The 17294-nt window shown below is 44.7% G+C and carries 18 protein-coding genes; 12 read left to right on the top strand and 6 right to left on the bottom strand.

Features of this window, described 5'->3' with window-relative positions; genetic code table 11:
* Nucleotides 1–3: 3 nt before the first annotated feature.
* Together E4T80_RS09315 and E4T80_RS09310 are read right to left on the bottom strand one after the other, a co-directional pair.
* Nucleotides 4–399 carry a ClpXP protease specificity-enhancing factor gene (locus E4T80_RS09315; protein ID WP_135057710.1) on the bottom strand — a complete coding sequence of 132 codons (396 nt, stop codon included), beginning with the start codon at nucleotides 397–399 and terminating at the stop codon, nucleotides 4–6.
* Nucleotides 399–1040 (bottom strand): glutathione S-transferase N-terminal domain-containing protein, encoded by a 642-nt coding sequence (locus E4T80_RS09310; protein ID WP_047976620.1) that lies wholly within the window; start codon nucleotides 1038–1040, stop codon nucleotides 399–401. Before E4T80_RS09310 ends, E4T80_RS09315 begins: the two co-directional genes overlap by 1 nt.
* Before the next feature lie 207 nt (nucleotides 1041–1247).
* On the opposite strand from E4T80_RS09310, the gene E4T80_RS09305 reads away from it, so the two are divergent.
* On the top strand, nucleotides 1248–1571 hold the full coding sequence (locus E4T80_RS09305) for a DUF496 family protein (protein ID WP_047976619.1): 324 nt from the start codon (nucleotides 1248–1250) through the stop codon (nucleotides 1569–1571).
* Between the two features lie 69 nt (nucleotides 1572–1640).
* Here E4T80_RS09305 and E4T80_RS09300 read toward each other — a convergent pair whose 3' ends face one another.
* The 3 genes from E4T80_RS09300 to znuC all read right to left on the bottom strand — a co-directional run bounded on the left by E4T80_RS09300 (nucleotide 1641) and on the right by znuC (nucleotide 4147).
* Nucleotides 1641–2438, bottom strand: coding sequence for a class II glutamine amidotransferase (locus tag E4T80_RS09300; RefSeq protein WP_047976618.1), 798 nt, complete (start codon nucleotides 2436–2438; stop codon nucleotides 1641–1643).
* A gap of 117 nt (nucleotides 2439–2555) precedes the next feature.
* Nucleotides 2556–3341, bottom strand: coding sequence for a zinc ABC transporter permease subunit ZnuB (gene znuB / locus E4T80_RS09295; protein WP_135057707.1), 786 nt, complete (start codon nucleotides 3339–3341; stop codon nucleotides 2556–2558).
* A 14-nt stretch (nucleotides 3342–3355) separates the two neighbouring features.
* Nucleotides 3356–4147, bottom strand: coding sequence for a zinc ABC transporter ATP-binding protein ZnuC (gene znuC / locus E4T80_RS09290; RefSeq protein ID WP_135057704.1), 792 nt, complete (start codon nucleotides 4145–4147; stop codon nucleotides 3356–3358).
* 219 nt (nucleotides 4148–4366) lie between these two features.
* Here znuC and mepM point away from each other — a divergent pair, with 219 nt between their 5' ends.
* The 11 genes from mepM to E4T80_RS09235 all read left to right on the top strand — a co-directional run bounded on the left by mepM (nucleotide 4367) and on the right by E4T80_RS09235 (nucleotide 15957).
* A complete protein-coding gene (mepM, locus tag E4T80_RS09285) occupies nucleotides 4367–5893 on the top strand; it encodes a murein DD-endopeptidase MepM (protein WP_135057779.1) in 1527 nt (508 codons plus the stop codon).
* Between the two features lie 13 nt (nucleotides 5894–5906).
* Nucleotides 5907–6593, top strand: coding sequence for a bifunctional protein-disulfide isomerase/oxidoreductase DsbC (gene dsbC / locus E4T80_RS09280; RefSeq protein WP_135057701.1), 687 nt, complete (start codon nucleotides 5907–5909; stop codon nucleotides 6591–6593).
* A 90-nt stretch (nucleotides 6594–6683) separates the two neighbouring features.
* Complete coding sequence (gene recJ, locus E4T80_RS09275; protein WP_135057699.1) at nucleotides 6684–8399, top strand: single-stranded-DNA-specific exonuclease RecJ; 1716 nt, start codon at nucleotides 6684–6686, stop codon at nucleotides 8397–8399.
* A 129-nt stretch (nucleotides 8400–8528) separates the two neighbouring features.
* On the top strand, nucleotides 8529–9377 hold the full coding sequence (locus E4T80_RS09270) for an OmpA family protein (protein WP_135057696.1): 849 nt from the start codon (nucleotides 8529–8531) through the stop codon (nucleotides 9375–9377).
* Nucleotides 9378–9458: 81 nt separating this feature from the next.
* Entirely contained in the window at nucleotides 9459–10280 is an 822-nt protein-coding gene (locus E4T80_RS09265; protein WP_135057694.1) for a pyridoxal phosphatase, read from the top strand.
* Nucleotides 10281–10283: 3 nt separating this feature from the next.
* Complete coding sequence (locus E4T80_RS09260) at nucleotides 10284–10805, top strand: GNAT family N-acetyltransferase (RefSeq protein ID WP_135057691.1); 522 nt, start codon at nucleotides 10284–10286, stop codon at nucleotides 10803–10805.
* Nucleotides 10806–10908: 103 nt separating this feature from the next.
* Nucleotides 10909–11802, top strand: a complete 894-nt coding sequence (dapA, locus tag E4T80_RS09255; RefSeq protein ID WP_135057688.1) for a 4-hydroxy-tetrahydrodipicolinate synthase — start codon at nucleotides 10909–10911, stop codon at nucleotides 11800–11802.
* Nucleotides 11803–12057: 255 nt separating this feature from the next.
* The gene (locus E4T80_RS09250; RefSeq protein WP_135057685.1) at nucleotides 12058–12705 is read left to right on the top strand and encodes an OmpW/AlkL family protein; all 648 of its coding nucleotides are present in this window, start codon (nucleotides 12058–12060) and stop codon (nucleotides 12703–12705) included.
* A 63-nt stretch (nucleotides 12706–12768) separates the two neighbouring features.
* On the top strand, nucleotides 12769–13323 hold the full coding sequence (locus tag E4T80_RS09245) for a methylated-DNA--[protein]-cysteine S-methyltransferase (RefSeq protein WP_135057682.1): 555 nt from the start codon (nucleotides 12769–12771) through the stop codon (nucleotides 13321–13323).
* A gap of 59 nt (nucleotides 13324–13382) precedes the next feature.
* On the top strand, nucleotides 13383–14591 hold the full coding sequence (gene metC, locus E4T80_RS09240) for a cystathionine beta-lyase (protein WP_135057679.1): 1209 nt from the start codon (nucleotides 13383–13385) through the stop codon (nucleotides 14589–14591).
* A 52-nt stretch (nucleotides 14592–14643) separates the two neighbouring features.
* Entirely contained in the window at nucleotides 14644–15957 is a 1314-nt protein-coding gene (locus tag E4T80_RS09235; protein WP_135057676.1) for an NCS2 family permease, read from the top strand.
* A gap of 129 nt (nucleotides 15958–16086) precedes the next feature.
* Here the strand turns inward: E4T80_RS09235 and purK are convergent, their stop codons facing one another.
* Nucleotides 16087–17175 (bottom strand): 5-(carboxyamino)imidazole ribonucleotide synthase, encoded by a 1089-nt coding sequence (purK, locus tag E4T80_RS09230; protein ID WP_135057673.1) that lies wholly within the window; start codon nucleotides 17173–17175, stop codon nucleotides 16087–16089.
* Nucleotides 17176–17294: the final 119 nt, after the last annotated feature.

Here is a 17294-nt window from a genome sequence, read left to right as displayed (position 1 = left end):
GGGTTATTTAACTAATTGAAGACGACCGCTGCGTTTTTTCGGCTCTTTTATTGAGGTGGCAACTGAACGGGAAGCTGCCTCTTGGTAATAAGATTCGTCTTGGAACATTACCCCGTCGCCGCTTTCTTGGGCGTAGATCGCTTCGGTTGCCCCAAACGGAATATAAATTTGGCGGAGCATTCCGTTAAAGCGGGCTTCAAAGCTAATATAGTCATCATTCACCACATATTGCCCAATAGAGCGAGGAGAGATATTTAGAATGATCTTTCCATCTCGAATATACTCTTGCGGTACGTCAACATCAGGATAGTCCGCATTGACAAGCAAGTAAGGGGTATTATCGTTATCAATAATCCATTGGTAATAAGCGTGATAAAGATAGGGGCGTAACGGTTTCATTAGTCTTTGTCGTCCATTAAGTGTGTCGGAGCGCTGCCGCCGACAGATTGTTTGAAGCTATCCCGATTGAATACACGGTTCATATAGGTTTTAACCGCTTTGCTGCCTGCGCCGGTAAATTCAACGCCTAAATTGTGCAATTTCCAAAGTAACGGAGCAACGTAACAATCGACTAAGCTAAAATCATCACTCAGGAAGTAGTCTTTATCGGCAAAAACAGGGCCAAGAGATAAAATTTCTTCTCGTAGTTGGTTAAGGGCTTTTTTGGCTTCAGCAGTGGTCGGATCTCGGTCAATAAGATCAATTAAAGTGAACCAATCATTTTGAATGCGGTGCATATTTAGGCGGCACTGGGCTCTCAAAACCGGATAAACAGGCATTAGTGGCGGGTGAGGGAATCTCTCGTCCAAATATTCCATAATAATGCGTGCATTAGTGAGAATTAAATCGCGATCCACCAGTGTTGGAATAGTGCCACGTGGATTCACTTCCATTAAATCTTCGGAAATTACATCGGGTAAAATATTTTCAATTTCATACGCAACCCCCTTTTCGGCTAATACAATGCGGACTTGATGGCTATAAATATCGTTTTTAGAAGCAAAAAGTGTTGGTACGGAACGTTTATTTGCGCTCGTCATTGAGATCTCCCTGATTGAAATTACATCGGCTGAATTGGTTAATTTTACCATACCTTATTCCACGAATAACAGTGTTATTTTAGTGCAAGGGTTGCCTAGACTTGATTTGTCGCAATTTGTCTGAAAATTTGTGCATAAACCTTTTGACGTTAGGGGCGAAAACGTCTAGCATTGAGCAAGTTACGATAACCAATTTGAGGATAGAATATGGATACGGCTAAAAAACAATCATTCAAAGATATGTTGGATTATGTGCATCTTTATCGCTTAAAAAACAAATTGTTGAGAGAAACAGCGGATAATGATCGAAAAATTCGGGATAACCAAAAACGGATTTTATTGCTGGATAACCTCAATCAATATATTACAGATGCTATGACGGTAGATGAAATTCGTGCGATTATTGCCAATATGCGTGATGACTACGAAAACCGTGTGGACGATTATATGATTCGCAATGCGGATTTATCCAAAGAGAGACGTGAAATTCGCCGTAAAATGGCAGAACACGCATCGAAAAAAGGCAAATAAGATTTGTAAAAATCAACCTATAACTGACCGCTTACCAAGGACGCATTACGCGTCCTTGGTTTTGAGCGGTTAAACGTGGGGTTGACATTCCGGCAGTGTACCTTCCACTTCAAATAAGGTATCGCCATCTTTAAAAAAGACGAAGCCGCCGTTTTTCATTTTGACCCAATTTTCGTTTTTGGTGAGCGGTTGGGTGGTAATGATTGTAACTTTGTCCGATTCCGTCGTGTATTGGCTGAAATCGATCAGCACATCGTCATCACGCAAGGCTTTGCCAAAAGGGGCTTTGCGACAGACATAATGCAAATTGGTTGAGCAACGGGCGATCATCCAATGTCCGTTAGACAAAATAAAATTAAATACCCCGTGCGCTGCGATTTCGTTGGTGATTTCCATCACTGCATCAAATAGTGCCTGTTCGGACGGCTTTTGAGGGAAACGCTCTTTCAGCTTCGCGACCATACAACAGAAAGCCGCTTCGGAGTCCGTTGTGCCGATAGGCTGGTAATGATTATTCGGGCAGACGCTGACTTCAACCGTGCCATTATGGGCAAATACCCAATTCTCCCCCCAGATTTCACGGATAAAAGGGTGTGTATTTTCCAGATTAACATCGCCTTTTGTTGCCTTGCGGATATGGGCGATCACATTGTAGGACTTGATACGGTATTGATTGACGAGATCTGCCATCGGAGAAGACGCACCGGGGCGGTTATCCCGAAAAATGCGTACACCCTTACCCTCAAAAAACGCAATACCGAATCCATCGGTATGGTGGTCGGTTAAGCCGGCCCGCCGCCGAAATCCTTCAAAGGAAAAGGTAATATCCGTCGGCGTATTACAATTCATTCCTAATAATTGACACATAATAGACTTCTTATTGTAGTTGTAGAGAAAATCACACCGCTTACCTAAACAGCAAGCGGTGTGATTTAAGCGAAAATTTGCAAAAAATTCAAGAGCCTAATTTAGATTTTATTGATCTTAATTATATTCTTTTTTGCATAATGACAGGAAAAACAGTAAGGCGGCACAAACCACTACGGAAGGGCCTGCCGGCGTGTCTTGGAAAGCGGATAATATCAGCCCGCCGCTAATAGATAAACAGCTAAACAGAACGGCGTAAAGTACCATTTGCTCCGGCGTTTTAGCAAAACGTCTGGCAGCGGCGGACGGGATAACTAACAGCGAAGTGATGATCAATGCGCCGACAAATTTCATACTGAGCGCAATGGTTAAAGCGGTGAGCAACATTAGCAGCAAACGTAGGCGTGCAACCTTCAGTCCCTCAATGTGTGCCAGTTCGGGGCTAACGGTAATGCAGAGCAGTTTTTGCCAAAATATTGCCAAGAGGCCGGCAATAATCACTACGCCAATGGCGATAAAGACGACATCGTGAAAATTGATCGCCAGTAAGTCGCCGAATAAGTAGGACATTAAATCGACTCGTACATTATCCAGTAAACTAATGGTGATAACCCCAAGGGACAGGCTGCTATGGGCGATAATGCCGAGTAACGTATCAAGGGATTGATTGGCGTGTTGTTCCAACCAAACGAGCGCAATGGCGAGGATAAGCGTCATTGCGATGACTGCAAGGTAAGGATCAAGATGTAGGAAAAGTCCGAGTGCCACCCCCAGTAGTGCGGAATGGGATAGGGTATCACCAAAATACGCCATTTTACGCCAAACGACAAATGCCCCCAGCGGTGCGGTAATCAAGGTTAATAATATGCCCGCCAGCCAAGCGGGAAGCAGAATTTCAAACATAATAAGCCTAAAAACTAATGTTGACAGTTACCACAGCAGACATTACCGTGCAAGTCGTGGTGGTGATTATGGTTATGCGTATAAAACGCTACATTTTTAGCAAATTGGTCGCCAAATAAACGGATAAAATGCGGATCTGCCGAGATCGTTTCCGGCGTGCCGGCGCAGCAGATATGCCGATTGACGCACAAGACTTCGTCCGTATTTGCCATTACGATATTTAAGTCGTGGGAAACCATTAGAATGGCGCAATTTAGCCAGTGGCGTGTTTTATTTAGGAGTTGATAGAGTTCCGTTTGCCCTGTAATATCCACACCCTGCATTGGTTCATCTAAAACAAGCAGTTGCGGTTTTGCTAAAATGGCACGGGCGAGTAACACTCGTTGGAGCTCGCCGCCGGAGAGCTTTTGCATACTGTTTGCTTTCAGATGTGTAATAGAAAATAATGCTAAGGCTTCATCAATGTGAGCAGGCTTAACATTCGGTTTCAGCGACAGAAATTTTGCCACTGTGATTGGGATAGCCTGCTCTAATTGTAATTTTTGCGGCACATAGCCAATGTGTAATCCCGACTGGTGAATGACTTTGCCGCTAGTCGGCGGGAGCAGTTTCAGTAGCACTTTAAGTAAGGTCGATTTGCCGCCACCGTTTGGCCCAACGATGGTGGTAATACTGTTAGGGTAAATCTTCAAATCAATATTTTGCAGCACCGGTTGTTCACCGAATATCACGTTGATATTGTCTAAACGGACGAGCGGGGTCGCATTGGTGTGCGAAGAAAGAGGTTTGATTTGCTTAATCTGCATTCTAGTAAAATTTTTAGGGTTAATCGTGCTAAAATTAGCGGATTTTGGCGGGTTTGACAAGAAAGACAGTCGGAATTTTTTAACGGTTTATGTGTCTATCCAACCACGCTACAAGAATTGAATGAGAAAAAAAGAGATTAGGATAATATTTTGCGACACGTTATTTTTGCCAGAGATCGCCGGAAAAAGAAAAATCGCCTCAAGGGGCTGATTTTTTTAATGGCGTTATTCTCCATTTTTATCGGCATTGTGCTGACCATTAAAAATCAGACACCTGATAGTGATCCCCAAAACACGATTGCGCTGGTTGTAAAGCAGGAACAGACCAGCGAAAAAAGCGTAGCGGAGGATAGCGAAGCGTCTAAAGATCTTCAAGAGAATGCCGAACCTGCCCAACCGGAGAAAGATAACGGGTTAGCGGCAATTGATCACGGTGAACCGACTTATATTGATATTGAGATCAATGAGGCGGATAACGAAGACGAACATTCTTTGGTACAAGAAGATGCCAATGCAACCTCTTATGAAGATGATTTAACCGAACAAGATGACGAAGTTGAGGTTGTAGAGACGCCGCAAGGTGATGAAATTATTGAAGATGCGATTGAACCTGATGCAACGGAAACATTATCGGCGGAAGCGGAAAATGCGTTAGATGATTTTTTGAATGTGGCGGATCAGGCGATGCGCATCAAAAAACAATTCAGTTATACGGTTACTCGGGGCGATAAGCTCAAAGACGTGCTTGAACAATCGGGGCTGGGGGCTGCAACAGCAAAAGCCTTAGAACGTCGTTTACCGCAATTAACCCATTTACAGGCAGGGCAACAATTCTACTGGATTTTGGATAATCAGGGCGAGTTAGAGTACCTTAACTGGTTGGTCTCGGAAAAAGAAGAAAAAATTCTGGAACGCAAAGCCAAAAATCAATTTGCGGTCAGAACCATTGAAAAACAAGGTGTTTGGAAACAAGATGTAGTGAAAGGAACACTCAACGGTAATTTTAATGCCAGCTTGAAAGCGGTCGGTCTCTCCCAACGACAAATTAGCCAGCTTGCCAGCGGTTTACAGTGGCAAATTGCCACGAATAAATTGAAAAAAGGGGATAAATTTGCCATTTTGGTCAAACGAGAGTACATCAACGGCAAGATTACAGGGCTAGGCAATGTGGAAGCTATTCACATCATCAGTGGCAATAAAAGTTATTATGCGATTCAAGCGGATAACGGTCGCTATTATAGCCGCCACGGTGAAACCTTAGGCAAAGGCTTTGCCCGTTACCCGCTGCAATTTACACCGAGAGTCTCTTCCTCCTTTAACCCTCGCCGTCTGCACCCGGTTACCCGCCGTGTTGCACCGCATAAAGGGGTGGATTTTGCCGTGCCGACAGGCACACTGGTGATTGCACCGGCAGACGGTGTGGTTGAACACGTTGCCTACCAAGCAAACGGGGCGGGGCGTTACATTAAAATTCGCCACGGCGGGCAATATACAACGGTCTATATGCACTTGAGCAAATCCCTTGTGTGTATCGGGCAGAGTGTGAAAAAAGGCGATCGCATCGCTCTATCGGGCAATACGGGGCGTTCAACCGGTGCTCACCTCCACTATGAATTTCACATTAACGGCAATCCCGTCAATCCAATGTCGGTTAAATTGCCGGGAACCGGCTCGGGAATGCAGGGTAATGAACGTAAAGCATTCTTAGCCAAAGCCAAAAATATTGAAGCAAAACTCAAACTTTAACCAAGAGGTTTTTATGAAAAAACAGTTAGCAACTTTTACCGCTCTTTCCCTATTAAGTTTATCGGCACTGGCGGACGATGCGTCATTACAGAAAACATTAGAAGGAATGGGCGCAACCAATGTCAAAATGAGTGATTCCGTTCTACCCGGTTTTAAAACCGCCGTTTCGGATCAAGGCGTGGTGCAAATTAGCCAAGACGGCCGCTATGTGATCCAAGGGCAAGTTTATGAATTGAAAAATGGTAAAGCGGTGGATATTACCAACCGTGCGTTACTGGCGGAGTTAAATGCTTTAAGCAATGAGATGATTGTCTATCCGGCTAAAAATGAAAAGCACGTTGTTACCGTGTTTATGGATATTACCTGCCATTATTGCCATTTATTGCACACAAAATTGAAAGAATATAATGATCTCGGTATTACGATTCGCTATTTGGCTTTCCCGCGTGGCGGAATGAATACCCAAACAGCGAAGCAAATGGAAGCCATTTGGACGGCGAAAGACACAGTATTTGCCTTAAACGAAGCAGAAAACGGCAATTTACCGAAAGAGGTGAAAACGCCGAATATCGTGAAAAAACATTATGAACTCGGGATTAAATTTGGGGTAACCGGCACGCCGAACATCGTTACTCAAAGTGGTGAGCTTATCGCCGGTTATCTTGAACCGAAACAACTGTTAGCCGCATTAAACGACTAAGTTTGCTTTTGCAAGCGGTCGGTTGTTGCAAAGATTTGACAATTTTCGACCGCTTGTTCCTTTCATTTGTACCATATAATCCATAATGTCGTGAATAAAGTAATCAAACGCCGCCCTTTAGTTTCGTCCGCCAGATTGTCGGAAAATCCGTTGTTGAACCGCATTTATCAAGGACGAGGTATTTCGTCCCCCGCACAGCTTGAACTTTCTCTGAGCGGTTTGCATCACCCGAAACAGTTAGCCCATATTGATACGGCGACCCATTTGCTTGTCGAGAGTTACCATCGTCAAGATCGGATCGTGATTGTCGGGGATTTTGATGCGGACGGTGCAACCAGTACCGCGTTGGCGATATTGGCATTACGTCAATTTGGGTTTCAAAATGTCGATTATTTGATCCCCGATCGCTTTTCACAGGGTTACGGGTTAAGTCTGAGTGTGGCGGAAACCGTCTTGGCGAAAGGGGCGGATCTGGTATTAACCGTGGATAACGGGACATCTTCTTTTGAGGGGATTGATCGTTTAAAAGCCGAAGGGATTAAAGTGTTAGTTACCGACCATCATTTACCCTCGGACGAGCTGCCGAATGCCGATGCAATTGTTAATCCGAACCTGACTCAGTGCGGTTTTCCGTCCAAATCCCTTGCCGGTGTGGGAGTCATATTTTACGTGATGATGGCATTGCGAGCGGCTTTTCGTGAGCAAGGGCTGTTTAAGGGCAAAGAACCGAATATCGCCGAATTATTGGATTTAGTGGCGCTTGGCACGGTAGCGGACGTAGTTGCACTCGACCATAACAACCGTATTTTAGTGCATCAGGGGCTAAACCGTATCCGGGCGGGTGCTTGCCGGGTAGGAATTCAAGCGCTGGTTGAGGTATCCAAACGGGAACTTGCTAATCTGCTTGCCAGCGATCTTGGCTTTGCAGTTGCACCTCGGCTCAATGCGGCAGGGCGTTTGGAAAATATGGCATTGGGGGTCGAGTTATTGATTTGTGATAATCTCGCCGTTGCCCGTCAATTAGCCTTAGAGCTGGACGATTTAAACTGCACCCGAAAAGCCTTTGAGCAGGAAATGAAAGCCGAGGCGCTCGCCATTTGTGCCAAATTGCCGAGCTTAAACCAACACTCACAGGCGCACGGTATCGTGTTATATCAAGCCGACTGGCATCAGGGGGTCATCGGGATTTTAGCTTCTCGGATTAAGGATCAATTTCATCGTCCCGTGATTGCCTTTGCTCAAGAGAGCGAGGAGAGCGAATTTCTGAAAGGCTCTGCCCGTTCGATAGCTGGTTTGCATATGCGAGATGTACTGGAAAGGCTGGATACAACGTATCCCGATTTGATCGTGAAATTTGGCGGACACGCAATGGCGGCGGGGCTGACAATTCATCAAGATAATTTTCAACGCTTCCAACGGTTATTTGACGAGACGATTAACGAACAGGTCGGACCGGAGCAATTACAAGGGATCATTTACACTGACGGCGAATTAAGCGGCGAAGAACTGAATTTAGAGACCGCCGAACTCCTGCGACAAGCGGGGCCTTGGGGGCAAAATTTTGCAGAACCAACCTTTGAAGGCGAGTTTAAGATTTTGCAACAAAAGCTCTTGTCCGGTAAGCACCTGAAGTTATTGGTGGAGCACCCGCAAGGAATGCTGCTTGATGCTATTTGGTTCAATGTGGATCTGCGTTTATTTCCCGATTTATCGATTAAACAGGCGAAATTAGTTTATCGTTTGGATATCAATAACTTTAGGGGAAATCGAACTATCCAACTGTTAATTGAATATTTAGTAGGGTAATTGCATTTATTATTAGAATGTAAAAATTTTTTATTGTATAATAAAAAACCGTATATGCCGTATTGGCTATATTGCCCATCTATTTTTAATCGGTTTTTAGTCTAAAAACTCAATTGAAGGACATTAAAGATGAATAAAACAACTGTTTTTCGTGGTTTACTTTTATCGAGTGTTGCGCTTGCTGTAGCAGCTTGTGGTAACTTAAGCAAGGTATCTGATGAAGGTACAACAGAAAATCCGGTATTCCCAAAAATTTCCGAATCTGAATTTAACCACGACGGTTCACAATTCGGTTCTTGGCCAAATTGGGAAAACGTTCGCCAGATCGAACGTGGTATGAATAAAGATCAATTGTATAACCTAATTGGTCGTCCGCATTTTGAAGAAGGTTTATATGCTGTGCGTGAATGGGACTATGCATTCAACTACCGTGAAAACGGCGTACATAAAATTTGCCAATTCAAAATTTTATTTGATAAAAATATGAATGCGCAGAGCTTCTTCTGGTATCCGAACGGGTGTAACGGTAATTCATCATTTAACTTAAGTGGCGACTTCTTATTCGATTTCGATAAAGACGTATTAACAGCGAAAGGTAAAGAAGTGGTGGATAACGTTGCGGCGCAATTAAAAGCGTCCGGTGCGCAACAAGTGAAGATTGCCGGCTACACAGACCGTTTAGGCTCGGTGAACTATAACTTAGATTTATCACAACGTCGTGCCAATATGGTGAAAGCCCGTTTAGCACAACAAGGTGTTACAGCGCAAATGGAAGCGGTCGGTTACGGTAAAGCGAACCAAGTAAAAGCGTGTGATGGTGAATCCGGTCAAGCATTGCGTGATTGTTTACGCCCTAACCGTCGTGTTGAAATTTTTGCTAACGGCGGCGTATTGAAACAAAGCGAAGGCGGTAATGTGGCAGGTCCTAACGGTCCGGCTCCGCTTTACCAAACACCTGCGTACAATACAGGTAAATAATTTACTGATTTAATCTGTTTTGCGTAGTAGAATAGAAAGGGCGATTAATTCGCCCTTTCTTTTTTCGTGATGGAGTATAAAATGTCCTACCAAGCTATCGCATTCGATTTAGACGGCACGCTCTTATCCAGTCAAGGTACAATCCTTGAGGCCAGCAAACAAGCGATCCGAGAAGCCTGCCAGCAGGGATTAAAAGTATTTATTGTTACGGGGCGCCATCATACGGCAGTCCGTCCTTACTATGCCGAACTTGGCTTAGATACGCCGGTGATTTGCTGTAACGGTACCTATCTTTATGATTTTCAACAGGATAAAGTGCTTTTTTCCCGCCCACTCACCCAGATACAAGCACAGCATTTAATTGATTCTGCAAAGGCACAAGGCATTCACGTCTCCGTGTATATCCGTGATGCAATGACTTACGAAGTGCTGAATGCACATTTCACCAAGTTCCTAAATTGGGTTAATCGCTGCGATGAAGCAGTACGCCCCGATGTTCGCCAAGTTGAAAATTACCAGCAATTTATTGATGAAGGGATGACCATTTGGAAAGTGCTGATTAGCGATCCCGATCTAGAAAAAATGCAAAAATTTGTCGATAATTTACCGCCTGAACAATTTAGTGCGGAATGGTCTTGGGTTGATCGGGTCGATATTACCGCTCAAGGAAACAGTAAAGGACAATGTTTGGCGGAGCTGTTGAAATTAGAAGGGATTGACCCTCAAAATGTGATTGCTTTCGGTGATAACTTTAATGATATGAGTATGTTAGAGTTGGTCGGAATGGGGATTGCAATGGGCGGTTCAGAGGACGAGGTGCAACAAAGTGCAAAAATGACGATAGGGTCTAATAATGAAGAGAGCATTGCACAAACGTTAAAGGATTTATTGAAGTTAGGGTAAGCAATGGCGATTCGAAAAGCGATCGAAGCGGATTTCGATGCGATTTTAGCGATTTATAACCAAGCGATTCCGACACATCAGACCACCGGTGATTTGACATTTGCCACCCGAGAGAGCCGCCGAGAGTGGTTTGATTTTCATCTTAATAGTGAGAAATATCCGCTTTGGGTAGTTGTAGAAAATGGTGATGTGGTCGGCTGGTTCAGTTTCTCGCCGTTTTATGATCGAGCGGGCTTTGCTCATAGTTCGGAGATCAGCCTCTATTTAGACGAACGGGCAAAAGGTAAAGGCTACGGTTCAAAAATAGTACAATTTATGCAGGACATAATGCTGGCACACGGCATCAATGTGCTGACAGCCTATGTATTTGAGCTGAATCAAGTCAGCTACCGTTTAATGAAAAAGCACGGCTTTGAATGTTGGGGACGTTTCCCTAATCTCGCGAATATGGGGAAAGACGAGCAAGGTCAGGATAAATGGCGTACCTTATTATTGATGGGCTATCAGAAAGGTATTGAAGGCTGATGTAAGCGGTCGGTTGTGGCAAAAACTTTGCAAAAGGGTGCGAAAGTCCTTGCATATTGATGGGGATTTTTGCAAGCTATCCAAAAATTGAGATATACAGGAGATGATAATGAGAAAACCCTTCTTTTCAGGCAGTATTGTGGCGTTGATTACGCCGATGAAAAACGGCGAAATCAACTTTGATGAAATTCAAAAATTGGTGGAATTTCATATCAATGCCGGCACGCACGCGATTGTGTCAGTGGGCACGACAGGCGAGTCCACCACTCTAAGTATTGATGAAAATGTTAAAGTGATCCGAAAGACCGTGGAATTTGCCGCAGGGCGTATCCCGATTATTGCCGGTACCGGCTCGAATGCGACCAGTGAAGCCATTATAATGACTAAACTACTCTCCGATAGCGGCGTAGCGGGCTGTTTAAGTGTTGTGCCCTACTACAATAAGCCGACTCAAGAAGGAATGTACCAGCATTATAAGGAGATTGCAGAATGTACCGACCTACCGCAAATTCTGTATAACGTACCTAGCCGCACTGGCAGCGATTTGAAACCGGAAACTGTCGGACGCTTGGCAGAAATTCCAAACATTGTTGCGATTAAAGAGGCAACGGGGGATTTAAGCCGCCTACCGTTGATTAAGCAATATGCGGGCGAGGACTTTATTTTCTTGAGCGGCGATGATTCTACCGGTTTGGAATCAATGAAACTTGGCGGTCAAGGGGTGATTTCCGTTACCAATAATCTTGCGGCTGCGGATATGGCAAAAATGTGCGAATTAGCGTTAGCAGGGCAATTTGAGGAAGCGGAAAAGATTAACCAACGCTTAATGGGGCTACATACAAATCTGTTTGTCGAAGGTAACCCGATGCCGGTGAAATGGGCGGCGTATAAAATGGGGTTAATCAGTGAACCGAGCTTGCGTTTGCCGCTGACGGTTTTATCCGAACAATATCAGCCATTGATTACGGCACAATTAGAAAAAGCCGGATTACTTTAAACTATACCTGTAGACGCCCGATGAAAATCGGGCGTTTTGTGTTAATGGCAGGCTATTGTATCGGTAGATGAGGGTGGTTTTGTGCTAGATCAAATTTCATAAAATAAAGAAAATCAAAAAATGCGATTGATGTGAATAAAATGTCTAAATATTGATATTTATCAAACTCAATGCGTGTATTTATCCTTACAATGTTTACCGTTTAGTAACATTTTGTTGCTTACTTTATTGGTCAATTAAACTAAGGATCTTCAAATGAAAAAATCAGCGTTAGCCGTTCTTTTAGGGAGTGTATTATTAGCAGGTTCAGCAATGGCACACGAAGCAGGCAGTGCCATTTTCCGTGTGGGTGGCGTGTTTGTAAATGCAAATTCAAGCTCTGAAACCAAAACACCAACTAAAATTAACTTAGAAGTTAATGATAATGCACAAGTCGGTTTAACCGCAACTTATATGCTTACCGATAATATCGGGGTCGAATTACTAGGTGCTACGCCATTTTCGCATAAAGTGCGCGCTTCTATTCCGGCATTAAATACAGCATTAGGCGATGTGGTAAAAGTGAAACATTTGCCGCCAAGCTTGTATGCACAATATTATTTCTTAGATAAAAATGCAGGCGCTCGTCCTTATATTGGTGCAGGTTTAAACTATACCCGTTTCTTTAATGCCAAATCGTTAAATCCGGCAATTACAGATTTAAAAGTGAAAAAACACTCGTTCGGACCAGTGGTAAATGCGGGTATTGATATTAAATTAAGCGACAATGTTTCTCTTAATACAGCACTTTGGTACACCCGTATTAAAACTAAAGCGACTTTCAATGCGTTGGGCGGACAACATCAAGTGGATATTAAACTTGACCCAATCGTCTATTTCGCAGGCTTATCCTACAAATTCTAAGACTTTTATTTAAAAGCAAAGGCGTGTAAACTGAAACACGCCTTTTTCTTTTTGAGGGTCAAAATGCAACCTCCAACCTATTATCAATATTACACTTCCCCCGTGGGCAAATTGTTGTTGCTTGCCCAAGATGTCGGCTTAACCTACATTGAATTTGAGCAAGAACAACTGACTACTGCACTGGATCGCTTTCAAACGGCAACACAGGCAAGCGGTCAGATCCAAGCTATTTTTGACAAAACCGCAGCGGTTTTAGATCGGTATTTCGCCGCTGAAGTTGTCGATTTCGCAGAATTGGATTTTCTCGCCCCGCAAGGCACGCCTTTTCAGCAAGCGGTTTGGCAGCAGCTTCGCCAAATTCCCTATGGGGAAACAACCAGTTACGGCGAAATTGCCCATCGGCTTGGTAAGCCGAATGCAATGCGTGCGGTTGGCGGGGCGGTTGGTCGTAATCCGATTTCGATTTTGATCCCGTGCCACCGTGTGCTAGGCAAAAATCAAAGTCTGACCGGCTTTGGCGGCGGTTTGCCGAATAAGCGTTATTTATTGCAATTAGAACATATTCATTATAAAGATCACGGGGTTGAATTTGTCAAACCGAAACAGAAAAAGTGGTAAAAGGCGAGGTTTGCAAAATATCGCTTTTATCGCCCCCCTTGTAAGTTAAGGAACATAGAATGACACAACATCACACACTTCAAACCAAACTTATCCACGCCGGACGCAACCCACGCTATACTCAAGGCGCAGTAAACAGCGTCATTCAACGGGCGTCTTCGCTAGTGTTTTCGAGTGTAGCAGAGAAAAAAAATGCAACCCGCAACCGGGCTAAACAGGCTCTGTTTTATGGCAGACGTGGCACGCTAACGCATTTTGCACTGCAAGATGCAATGTGCGAATTGGAAAACGGTGCGGGCTGTTATCTCTATCCGTGCGGAGCGGCAGCGGTGAGTAATGCGATTCTCGCTTTCGTTGAACAAGGCGATCATATTCTAATGAGCGGTTCGGCATACGAGCCAAGCCAAGAATTTTGCAATGTCATTTTGAAGAAATTGGGGGTGGAAACGACCTTTTATGATCCGATGATCGACCAACCGGCGCTTTCCGGCTTGATTACCCCGCAGACGAAGGTCTTATTTTTGGAATCTCCGAGTTCTTTAACAATGGAAGTGCCGGATATTCCGATGTTAGTGCGAACCGCACGGGCGATTAACCCCGATATTGTGATTATGATTGATAATACGTGGAGCGGCGGGGTTTTGTTTCCTGCGCTTAAGTTCGGTATTGATATTTCCATTCAAGCAGGAACGAAATATTTAGTCGGGCATTCCGATGCAATGATTGGTACGGCAGTGTCTAATGCCCGTTGCTGGGATCAACTGCGGGAACACTCTTACCTAATGGGGCAGATGGTCGATGCGGACACCGCTTATTTGGCTGCTCGTGGCTTGCGGACATTAGCCGTACGCCTTCAGCAGCACCAAGAGAGTGCCTTAAAGGTTGCCCAATGGCTTGCCGAGCGTCCCGAAGTCAAAGCGGTTTATCACCCGGCACTGCCGAGCTGCCCGGGGCATTTCGTGTTTGAACGGGATTTTCTCGGATCAAGCGGTCTGTTTTCCTTTGAACTTTGCAAAACCTTGGGCGAAGCGGAATTAGCGGCGTTCTTAGATCATTTTGAACTTTTTACAATGGCGTATTCTTGGGGCGGGTTTGAATCGTTGATTTTAGCCAATCAGCCGAGCGAGATCGCCCGTATTCGTCCGGCGGTGGCTCGCCGGTTAAGGGGTACGTTGATCCGAGTGCATATCGGCTTAGAAGCGGTGGACGATCTGATTGCGGATTTAGCCAACGGATTGGCAAGAATAGATTGGCAATCGTTTGCGTAAGCCTTGACGGTTAAGCTAAAATAAGCCCCTTATTTATTATTAAGGGGCTTTTATGTCTGTGTTATCTTATTTTCAACTGCAACAACGTGGTTCAAACCTTCGCCAAGAAATCATTGCCGGTTTGACGACGTTTTTGGCGATGGTGTATTCGGTCATTGTTGTGCCAAATATGCTTAAGGAAGCCGGTTTTCCGGCAGAATCCGTATTTATTGCAACCTGCTTGGTGGCAGGATTGGGCTCTATTTTGATCGGGCTTTGGGCGAACGTGCCAATGGCGATCGGTTGCGCCATTTCCCTTACGGCGTTTACCGCATTTAGTTTAGTCTTAGGGCAAGGCATAAGCGTACCGATAGCTCTTGGCGCAATCTTCCTAATGGGGGTTGTGTTTACCCTTGTTTCAATTACCGGTATCCGTAGCTGGATTTTGCGTAACCTGCCTGCCAGCATTGCGCACGGGGCAGGGATTGGTATCGGGCTGTTTTTGTTGTTGATTGCGGCGAACGGTGTTGGGTTGGTGGTCGGTAATCAAGCCGGCTTACCCGTTAAAATGGGCGATTTCACCGCCTTTCCGGTGGTAATGTCGCTGTTAGGCTTAGCGGCGATTATTGGGCTAGAGCGTCTCAAAATCAAAGGTGCAATCCTTTGGGTGATTATTGCTATCACGATGATTGGCTTGCTGTTTGACCCAAATGTCCGCTTTAACGGGCAGATGTTTAAATTGCCCTCCTTTGGTGAACAGAGCCAATTCTTGAATTTGGATATTATCGGTGCACTCAATACCGCTATTTTACCTGTAGTATTTGCCTTGGTGATGACGGCGATTTTTGATGCGACCGGTACAATTCGTGCCGTTGCGGGTCAGGCGGAATTATTGGATAAAGACGGGCAGATCATCAATGGTGATAAGGCACTGACATCCGATTCCCTCAGTAGCATTTTTTCCGGTTTGTTCGGCACAGCGCCGGCGGCAGTGTATATTGAGTCGGCTGCGGGCACGGCAGTTGGCGGCAAAACTGGCTTAACGGCAATTGTGGTCGGCGTACTTTTTCTGTTGATGCTCTTTTTTCAACCGCTGGCTTTTTTAGTACCAAACTATGCCACCGCACCAGCATTAATGTATGTAGGCTTACTGATGTTGAGTAATGTGGCAAAATTGGATTTTGATGATTTTGTCGGGGCAATGGCAGGCTTAATTTGCGCCGTATTTATCGTTCTGACGGCGAATATTGTTACGGGCATTATGCTGGGATTTGCCAGTTTAGTAATTGGGCGTGTTATTGCCGGTGAATTTAAGCAATTAAACGTCGGGACGGTAATTATTGCGATTGTATTAGTGGCGTTTTATGCACTAGGCTATGCCATTTGATCTCTTTTAAGGCTAAATAAACAGAGGGGAACTGCATTGCGTTCCCCTTATTTTTGTATAGAAACTTGGCGTAAGGCAGAGAGTCGCCAATTTAGGAAAAATCCCCTCAAATTGAGGGGGGATTATTTTTTAAATCAGTTTATTGATCGCCCAATCTAAACCGCTCTGGAAATCGTGGCTAAGATGCGGGCTAAGTTGGCGGAGTGCATTAATCAGCACGGTTTTATCCTGATGACATAAGTTGATATGACCGAGTTTTCTGCCTGCTCGAACTTCCTTTCCATACCAATGGAGCTGGCTGAAAGGGGTATTTAACCACGCCGGATTATGCTCAATGCCGATTAAATTCACCATTACGCTAGGGGCGATCGGAGTGAGTGGGGGAGCCGGCAGATCCAGTAATGCCCGCAGATGTAATTCAAACTGGCTGATAGTGCAACCCAGTTGCGTCCAATGTCCGCTATTGTGTACCCGTGGGGCAAGTTCGTTAATCAGCAATTTATCACCCACCACAAAGCATTCCATTGCCATTACGCCGACATATTCCAATTCTTGCATAATGGCGGCGAGCATTTTTTCCGCCTGCTGTTGAAATTCACGTTGGTGAGGAAGTGTAATATCCATTACACTGTAACGTAAAATGCCGTTTTGTTGCAAATTATGGGTAACAGGGTAAAAACGGGTTTCACCGTTGCGGAAGCGTGTGCCGACCAATGATACTTCAGCGTCAAACGGAATAAATTTTTCCGAAATCACGTCGCCGAACAGATCGGGGGTAATTTGGGCAATATTATCTTGAGTGATGATCCATTGCCCCCGCCCGTCATAGCCGCCGGTACGGCGTTTTACCACCACTTTTTCACCGATATTGTCAAAAATCTGCTGCCACTGATTTGGGCTTTCAACTAATTGCCACGGCGAAGTCGCCAACCCAAGCTGGTCAAGCAATGCTTTTTGGGTATAGCGATCGGCTAAACGCCCGAATACCGAGAGATTGACGAAATTTTGGTGATGACTGAGCAAGGTGGTAAGCGGGGTATCCGCCCAGCGTTCAATTTCAGCGGTAATTAAGCAGTCGCGTTCTAATTCAATGACCGGATCATCAAAAGCCAGGGGCTGAACCTGAATATCTAACGGCGCGCCAGCGTAACGGAGCATTCTGCCGAGCTGCCCGTTGCCAAGCACATAAATTGGAGGGTAAATTGCACTTTTTTGCATAAAAATTACTCGTTTTTCTTGGTGAGAATTTTCTATTTAAATTCAAATAGATATTTAGCCTATTTTGCAATGTATGCCGAAAAAATGCAATGTATGCCGAAACTATTTTCTTATTTTGG

This window comes from Muribacter muris, from assembly GCF_004569585.1.
Lineage (GTDB): Bacteria > Pseudomonadota > Gammaproteobacteria > Enterobacterales > Pasteurellaceae > Muribacter > Muribacter muris.
Note: the sequence above shows the minus strand (reverse complement) of the source record. Positions and strands in the feature narration are given on the sequence as shown.